Below are 8985 nucleotides of genomic sequence, written 5' to 3'. Positions count from 1 at the left end.
AAAGCGACAGACCGGGAGTCTTCGCGGGACGGGAGCCCCTCATGACCGAGCCGTCGATACGCGATGTCTCCGACACCGCCCGCTGGGTGGCGGCGTACCGGGCGATCGAATCCGAACGCCCCGACGCCCTGTACCGGGATCGGCTCGCCGCCAGGCTGGCCGGGCCCGAAGGCGTCACGATGACGGCCACCGGGCCGAGCATGTGGCCCACGGTGGTCCGGACCAAGCTCATCGACGATCTGATCCTGGATTCGATCGCCGCCGGCTGCGATCGGGTCGTGAACCTGGCCGCGGGTCTGGACACGCGGCCGTTCCGGCTCGAGCTGCCCGCCGAATTGAACTGGTACGAGGCGGATCTGCCCGATCTGCTGGGCTACAAGGAGTCGGTGCTCGCGTCGGAGACGCCGAACTGCCGGCGCGTCACCCGCGCGCTGGACGTGACCGACACCGCGGCGCTGACCGCGTTCCTGGACGAGGCGACCGAGGGCGCGCAAAACACCCTGGTGCTCACCGAGGGCCTGCTGCCGTACCTGCCGCCGGCCGAGGTGGCCACCCTGCGTGACGCGCTGCGCCGCCCCGACATCCGCTGGTGGGCCATGGATCACTGGTCGCCGGGCATGCTGCGCATGGTCAATCTGACGCTCGGGCGCAAACTCGCTTCCGCCCGCTGGCAATTCGCCGCGCCGCTGGACTTCTTCCGGGGGTGGACGGTCGACTCGGCGGCGTCGGTGTTCCGGGCCGCTGCGTTGGCCAAGCGATCGCAGCCGGTACTGCGCGGCTCGGCGTGGACCCCGGAACACGCGATCGGGCCGCTGGAGAAGTCGCTGCTGTGGTGCGGCGCGGTGCGTTTCACGCACTCGGGTGCGCGCGCGGAACGGTGAATCGAAGGGGCGGAGACATCCGATGAACACACACTCGAGCGAACCCGTTGCCATCGTCGGCATGTCGGGCCGGTTTCCCGGCGCCGCGGACATCGACGCGCTGTGGGAGCTGCTGAACGCGGGCGGCACGGCCATCGTGCCGGTGCCGCCGCAACGGTGGGACGCCCACGCGCCCCTGGATCGTGACAAACGGATCCAGGCCGTCGGCGGGTTCCTCGAGGGCGTGGACCTGTTCGACGCGGCGTTCTTCGGAATATCCCCGCGCGAGGCCGCGGACATCGATCCGCAGCAGCGGCTGATGCTCGAAATGACTTGGCGGGCACTGGAGGACGGGCGGGTGCCGACGGGCTCGCTGCGCGGGAGCCGGACCGGGGTCTACATCGGGGCCTCCTGGCACGACTATCAGATCCTGCGCAAGGAACTCGGTCTGGGCGCGAGTCAGCACAGTGCGGTGGGCACGGCGCTGGACATCATCGCGGCGCGGGTGTCGTACTTCCTCGGACTGACCGGGCCGAGCCTGACCGTGGAGACCGGGTGCTCCTCCGCGCTGGTCGGACTCGACCTTGCGGTCCGGGCGATCCGATCCGGCGACATCGACTCGGCGGTGGTCGGCGGCGTGAATCTGATTCTGGCGCCCGATGTTTCGATAGGTCTCACCCACTTCGGCGGCCTGTCCGAGCGCGGCAGGTGCGCGGCGTTCGGCGCGGACGCGGACGGCTTCGTGCGCGGTGAGGGCGTGGTGGCGCTCTACCTGAAACCCCTGTCCGCGGCGCTGCGCGACGGCGACCGGGTGCGGGCCGTCATCGAGCACACCGTGGTGAACAACGACGGCGGCGGCCGCAGCCTGGTCACACCCAGCCTCGACGGCCAGCGCGACCTGCTCCGCCGCGCCTACCCGCCCGGAACCCTGGACCCCGGCAGACTCGCCTACCTGGAAGCGCACGGAACCGGTACGCGCCGTGGCGATCCCATCGAGGCGCGGGCGCTGGGCGAGATACTCGGCGCGAGCCGCGATCCGGCGGCCCCCCTCCCGATCGGCTCGATCAAGACGAACATAGGCCACCTCGAAGCCGCAGCCGGCATAGCGGGCCTGGTCAAAGCCGTCCTGTGCCTGGAACACGGCCGCATCCCACCCACCCTGCACGCCGATCCCCCCAACCCGGAGATCCCCTTCGACACCCTGAACCTGCGAATTGTTCAGGAACACACCGCGTTCGAGACCGGCCCCGATGCCCTGGTCGGCGTGAACTCCTTCGGCTGGGGCGGCACGAACGCCCACGTCGTCCTCCGCGGCGCGGATGTACCCCTGACGCCGGTTGCGGCCGTGCCGGATTCGGTCGCAACGGTCGGCACCGAGCCGGGGACCGGAGGATTCGTGGCGGTGTCGGGGCACTCGGCCGAGGCGCTGCGGCAGCGCTGCCGGGACATCGCGGACCTGGTGGACTCCGCGCCCGAGCGGCTGGACGAGGTCCGGGCCGCGCTCGTGCGGCGGGGGCCGGACCTGGCGCTGCGGGTGGCCGTGCTCGGCACGGACGCGGGGGAGGTCGCGGGGGCGCTGCGTGGATACGCGGACGATCCGGGGGGCGAGACGGCCGGGGTGGTGAGCGGGCGGGCCCGCGAGGGCGGGCGTACGGCGTTCGTGTTTCCGGGGCAGGGGAGTCAGTGGCACGGGCTGGGAGCCGCGCTGTACGGGCGGGATCCGGCGTTCACCGGCGCCGTCGACGCGTGCGCGACCGCGTTGCGGCCGTACGTGGACTGGGACCCCGTCGCGGTCGTGTCGGGCGCGGCGGGACCGGGGTGGCTCGACCGGGTCGACCAGGTGCAGCCGGTGCTGTGGGTGCTCTCGCTCGGGATCGCGGTCATGTGGCGGCGGGCGGGCATCGTGCCCGACGTGGTGGTCGGGCACAGTCAGGGTGAGATCGCGGCGGCCACCGTCGCGGGGCTGCTCGACATCGACGACGCGGCGCTGATCGTCGCCCGGCGCAGCGCGCTGCTGCGCTCGGTCGCCGGTACCGGGCGGATGCTGGCCGTGGAACTGCCGGTCGATGAGATTCCCGGAGCCATCGCGGGTTTCGAGGACGACGTGGCGCTGGCGGTGCACAACGGGCCGACCTCGTGCGTGCTGTCGGGCGACGCCGACGCCATCGAGGCGCTGGCCGAGATACTCGGCGCGGACGGCGTGTTCTGCCGGATGGTCACCGTCGACTACGCCTCGCACAGCCCGGGGATGGCGGCACTGCGCCCGCCGCTGCTGGCCGAACTCGGCGGCGTGACGCCCCGGCCCGGTGCGATCGAGATGATGTCCACGGTCCTGGTCCGGCCCGTCGCGGCGCGGGACCTCGGTGGCGACTACTGGGTCGAGAACCTCTGCGAGCCGGTGCTTTTCGCCGACGCCATGACCGCGGTGTTCGAGGCGGGCGTCACCCATGTGATCGAAATCAGCCCGCACCCGGTGCTGCTGCCCGCCGTGGAACAGCTCGCCGCCGAGCGCGCCGTGCCGCCCGTCGCGCTGCCGTCGTGCCACCGCGATCGCGACCCGGTCGCGGAGATGACGCGCAGCCGCGCCCGCGCCTTCGTCGCCGGACTGCGACCCGGCGCGGGTACGACGGTCGGATCCGGCATCACCCTGCCGCCGTATCCCCTCGCGGGGCAGTCGCATTGGTTCGCCGAGGGAGCCTCGGCGGCCACGCCGGCGACCGACCCGCTACGAGTTCCGTTGTATCCCAGCGTCATCGACGCCACCGCGTGGCAGGCCACGGTCACCCTCGACCGCAACGCCCTGCCGTGGCTGGCCGATCACCGCGTCGGGGAAGCGGTGGTGACCCCCGGCGCGATGCTGGCCGCCCTCGCGATCGCGACGACGGGCACCCACCTCGGCACCCGCCCGGTGGCACTGTCGGGGGTGCGATTCATCGAGAAGCTCGTGCTCGGGACCGCCCCGGCCCGCGCAGAAGTAACTCTGCGCCAAGACTTCTCGGCCGGCGTTAGCTTCGAGATCGCCTCATTGACCGTCGACACCGGCGGCTGGACCGTGCACGCGCGCGGCCGCGCCCTGCACACCCTCGACCGGCCCACCTCGCCCCGCCCCTACCCCGCGGCCGATCCCGAACCCACGGAGATCATCGACCCCGCCGACTTCTACGCCGCCTGCGCCCGCCGCGGCCTCGACTACGGCCCCGATTTCCGAGGCGTGCGCTCACTGCGCCGCCTGCGAACGGACGAGGAACAGGTGGCGCTGGCCGAGATAGCCCTGAGCGATCGCGCCCGAGCCCAATCCCATCCCGGCGAACTGCACCCCGTCCTGCTGGACTGCGCCATGCAGACCGCCCTGACGCTGTTCGACGGCGAGACCACCGTGCTCCCCGCCGGCATAGCCGAATTGGTGCTTGACGCCGAACCGTCCGGCTTCATCGATGCCGCCCGCGTGCTCGCGATCCGCCGCTCGGACACCACCGCCGACATCCACCTCTACGCCCCGAACCACGAGCCCCTGGCCCGCCTGCTCGGCCTGGAACTCGTCGAGATCGCCCCCGATCCCACGCAGACCCGCCCCTACGACCGCGAGTTCACCCTGACCCTGCGCCCCACCCCCCGCCCTGCCCCCGACACCCCCGCCGAGGTGTTCGCGGTCACCGGTTCCGCGCCGCAGGCCGCCGTCCTGTCCGCCGCCCTGCGCCGCACGGGCGCACGGATCGTCTCCGCCCCGACCACCGCCGGTACGGCCCCGGTAGGGGCGGAGACCCGCCATGTCTCAGAGCCGGTCGGCGCGGTCGGCGGTGATCTGGGCGTCCCAGGTCGCGCTGCCGCGGAAGCGGCCACCGAACCTGGAATCACCGTCGCCGGGGTAGCTCCCGGCACGGGTGCAACTGCGGCTGTTGCTGTAGCTGCCACTGCGTCTGTCGCTGAAACCTATTCTGCCGGTGCGGATTCAGGCGGCATTGCGGGCAGCACCGCGTCCGGGCCCGCTGCCGCCACGGCCACGGAGAATCCCGGCACGGCCGTCGTGGTGGCCCGTGCCGCCACCGACGTACCCGCTGCCGCCAGTGCCGCCATGGCGGACGGGGCCCTCGCGTCGGCGGGCACCGTCGTCTACCTGGCCCCCGCCGAACAGCAGGGCCTGTCCGCGCAGCGGCGGGGACTGGCGGACCTCGCCGACCTCGTACGCGCCTGTGTCCGAACGACATCCACGCCGCCGCGCCTGGTCGTGGTGACCACCGGGGCCCAGGCCGCCGACGCGGGCGACCGACCGGACCCGGGCGGCGCACTCTACTGGGGATTCGTGCGCGTGCTCCGCCGCGAACACCCCGAACTGTCCGCCGAGCTCATCGACCTGGCCCCCGAGCGCGACCTGGAACCGCGGTTCGACGACTGCGCCGCCGAACTCCTCGCGCGCACCGGCGCCGACCAGGTCGTGCTGCGCCCCGACCAGCGCTTCGTCGCACACCTCGAGCGGGGCGAGCGCCCCGAACCGGCCGTGGCCGCGCGCCCGTGGCGCACGCCCGCCCAACCGTTCCGGCTCGCCCGGACCGCGGGCGGATTCTGGGACGGCCTGCGCTACCGGCCGCTGGACGTGCGGCAACCCGGGGCGGGGGAGGTGCTGATCGAAATCGACGCCGCGGCACTGAATTTCATCGACGCCATGAAGGCCGCGGGCACCTACCCCGACGATTCCGCCGCACCGGACCTGCTCGGGCTCGAATGCGCCGGCGTCATCCGCGCGGTCGGACCCGAGGTCACCGGCCGTGCCGTGGGAGATCGCGTGGTGGGCTGCGGATTCGGCGCGATCGCCTCGCACCTCACCGTGCGCGCCGACCACACGCGGCCGATCCCCGCCGGGATGGCCACCGAGATCGCCGCCGCCCAGCCGATGGTCACCACCACCGCCTGGTACGCCCTGGTCACCCTGGCCCGGCTCGCACCGGGCGAGACCGTGCTCATCCACTCCGGCACCGGCGGATTGGGGCTGGCCGCCATCGGCGTCGCCCGCGGCATCGGGGCCCGGATCATCGCCACCGCGGGCACCCCCGAACGCCGCGCGTACCTGCGCCGCGAACTCGGCCTCGAGCACGTCTTCGACTCCCGCGACCTGAGCTGGGCGGACCGGGTCCGCGAGGTGACCGGCCCGCACGGGGTGGACGTGCTGCTCAACTCCCTCACCGGCGCCGCCATCGACCTGGGCATGGCGCTGCTCGCCGAGGACGGCCGCTTCATCGAGGTCGGCAAGAAGGACATCTACGCCGGCCGTCGTATCGGCCTGCACGCCTTCGCGAAGGGAATCACCTTCGCCGCGGTCGATCTCACGGGATTGATGGCGCGGCGACCCGAACGCTTCGCCGCGGTCTTCGGCGCGGCCTGGGATCGGATCAGCTCGGGCGCCCTCGCCCCGCTGCCGGTCACCGCGTACGTCTTCGCCGACGCCGCAGCCGTACTCGCGCGCATGACCCGGGGCGCCCACATCGGCAAACTGGTGCTCACCGCACCCGAAACAGTGGCCGAGATCGCCCCGGAACCCCTGCCGGACGGCCGTTTCCGCGCGCACGGGACCTACGTGATCACCGGCGGCCACGGTGCGCTGGGCCGCAGCCTGGCCGTCCACCTGCGCGCCGCGGGCGCCGGGGCGGTCGCGCTGATCGGCCGCAACGCACCGGACACCACCGGGGAGCCCGGGATTCACAGCTATCGGGCCGACGTCTCGGACGGGGAATCCCTTGCCGCAGCCCTGGATTGCATCCGCGCCGAACTGCCCCCGGTACGCGGGATCTTCCACGCGGCGGGAATCCTGGACGACGCGACGATCCTGGGCCTGCGGCCCGATCAGCTCGAACGGGTACTGCGCCCCAAGATCGACGGCGCCCGCCACCTGGACGCCCTCACCGCGTCCGACCCCCTGGACCTGTTCGTGCTGTTCTCCTCGGCCGCCGCGCTGATCGGCAATCCGGGACAGGCCGCCTACGCCGCGGCCAACGCCTACCTGGACGCCCTGGCCCGGGCCCGGCGACATGCCGGACAGCCCGGACTGAGCGTCCAGTGGGGCCCCTTCGCCGAGATCGGCCTGGCCGCCGCCCAGGAGAATCGGGGCGCGCGCCTGGCCGAACAGGGCATGGGCGGCTTCGGCGCCGACGCGGCCTGGGCCGCGCTGACCGCCTTCCTGACCGAGGACCGCGACGTGGTCGGGTACCTGTCCTTCGACGCGCGCCAATGGTTCGACGCCCACCCCGACGCCGCCGCGCAGGCGAGTTGGCAGGGACTGCGCGCGAGCGCGCGGGAGGGGCGGCCCGGCCGGACCGGTGGCGAGTTCCAGGCCGCCTGGTCCGCCGCGACGGGCGACGACCGGCAGATCCTGGTGCGGGACAAGATAGTCGAGGTCGCCGCGCGCGTACTGCGCATGCCGACAGCCGAACTCGACGCGAGCACCCCGTTCAAGGCCCTCGGACTCGACTCGCTCATGAGCCTGGAACTGCGCAACCGCCTGGAATCGGCGTTCGTGCTGCGGCTTTCACCCACGCTGCTGTGGACCTACGGAACCACCGAGACCCTGGCGGGCGCGATCGGCGAACGACTCGACCGCGCGCTGTCCGAGGTCGAGGCGGGCACCGCCTGACGGCACCGGACATCAGGAGAACACTCATGGACAACCCCAGCCCGCGCGCGGTCGAAGGCGCCGCACTGCGCCGTGCCACCCAGACAATCAAACAGCTGCGCGCCCAACTGGCGGAACGGGATTCGAGCGGCCCGATCGCCGTCGTCGGCGCCGGGCTGCGGCTCGGCGACGGCGTCGACGACCTCGACGGCTACTGGGACGTCCTGTCCCGGGGCCGCAACCTCATCGCGGACATGCCCTTTCACCGGCGCTGGCCCTTCGAGGACGAGTGGGACCTGCTCCCGTCGCGGGGCAGCTTCATCGACGACGCCCTCGACTTCGATCCGGAGTTCTTCGGCATCAGCCCGCGCGCGGCACAGGCCATCGACCCGCAGCACCGGCTGCTGCTCGAGGTGTCCTGGGAAGCCATGGCGCACGCGGGCATCGACCCCGCCCGGGCGCGCGCGGAGATCGTCTCGGTGTTCGTGGGCATCACCGGCCGCCACGACTACGCCGACTGGGCCCGCCAGCAGACCGACGCGCACTGGGCGCTGGGCAACGGGCACAGCTTCGCCGCCGGGCGCATCGCCTACACCTTCGGATTCACCGGCCCCGCCGTGGCATTCGACAGCGCGTGCTCCTCCTCGCTGGTGGCGATCCATCACGCCGTCGGATCGCTGCGGCGCGGCGAATCCGATATCGCGCTGGCCGGCGGGGTCAATCTGGTGCTGTCCCCGGGGTCGACCCGGGCGATCAACCACACCGGATCCCTCGCGCCCGACGGGCTCTGCAAGACGTTCGACGCGCGCGCCAACGGCTACGTGCGCGGCGAAGGCTGCGCCATGATCGTGCTGAAACGGCTCGCCGACGCCGAACGCGACAACGACCGGGTGCTCGGCGTGCTGCACGGCACCGCGATCAATCAGGACGGCCGCTCCTCGGGCTTCACCGCGCCCAACGCCGACGCGCAGCGCCGGGTGATCGAGACCGCGCTGGCCGACGCGGGACGCACGGCCGCGGACATCGGGCTCGTGGAAGCGCACGGCACCGGCACCGCGCTCGGGGATCCCATCGAGGTGAACGCGATCGTCGCCGCGCTGGGGGCGCGAAACGGCAGCAGGGCACTGCATGTCGGGTCCGCCAAGGCCAATCTCGGGCACCTGGAAGCGGCCTCGGGCGTGGTCGGTGTGCTCAAGGCGCTGCTGTGCCTGCGGGAGCGCACCGTGCCGCCGGTGGCGAACTTCCAGACTCTGAACCCGCGCATCGACCTGGAGGGCGCCGATATCCGGATCTCCGGGCAGAGCGCGGCGTGGTCCCCGGCGGAGTCGGGACCGCTCGCCGGGGTGAGCTCGTTCGGCATCATCGGCACCAACGCCCACGCGATCGTCGGACCCGCGCCCGCGCACCTGACCGCCGACGTGGACGTGGCACGGCCGCAATGGAATCGGGTCACCTGCGTCCCGTCGTTTCTGGGCACCGCGCCGCGCGCCACCCCGGCGCTACGCTGAACCGCCTGCCCAGTCA

General features: G+C 72.7%; 3 protein-coding genes. All 3 read left to right on the top strand.

Going from position 1 to position 8985, the window contains the following annotated elements; all coding sequences use genetic code 11:
* Positions 1-41: 41 nt before the first annotated feature.
* Genes ACWIGI_RS05180 through ACWIGI_RS05170 form a run of 3 tightly spaced genes read left to right on the top strand, consistent with a single transcriptional unit; the run spans position 42 to position 8969 of the window.
* The gene (locus ACWIGI_RS05180; RefSeq protein WP_454201087.1) at positions 42-881 is read left to right on the top strand and encodes a class I SAM-dependent methyltransferase; all 840 of its coding nucleotides are present in this window, start codon (positions 42-44) and stop codon (positions 879-881) included.
* Positions 882-903: 22 nt separating this feature from the next.
* A complete protein-coding gene (locus tag ACWIGI_RS05175) occupies positions 904-7482 on the top strand; it encodes a type I polyketide synthase (protein ID WP_454201086.1) in 6579 nt (2192 codons plus the stop codon).
* 26 nt (positions 7483-7508) lie between these two features.
* Positions 7509-8969: a beta-ketoacyl [acyl carrier protein] synthase domain-containing protein gene (locus tag ACWIGI_RS05170; protein ID WP_454201085.1), complete on the top strand. Its 1461-nt coding sequence runs from the start codon at positions 7509-7511 to the stop codon at positions 8967-8969.
* The last annotated feature ends 16 nt before the right edge of the window (positions 8970-8985 follow it).

The sequence above is a fragment of the Nocardia sp. NPDC055321 genome (genome assembly GCF_053645575.1).
The sequence above is the reverse complement of the archived record's forward strand: the minus strand, read 5'-3'. Positions and strand labels throughout refer to the sequence as shown.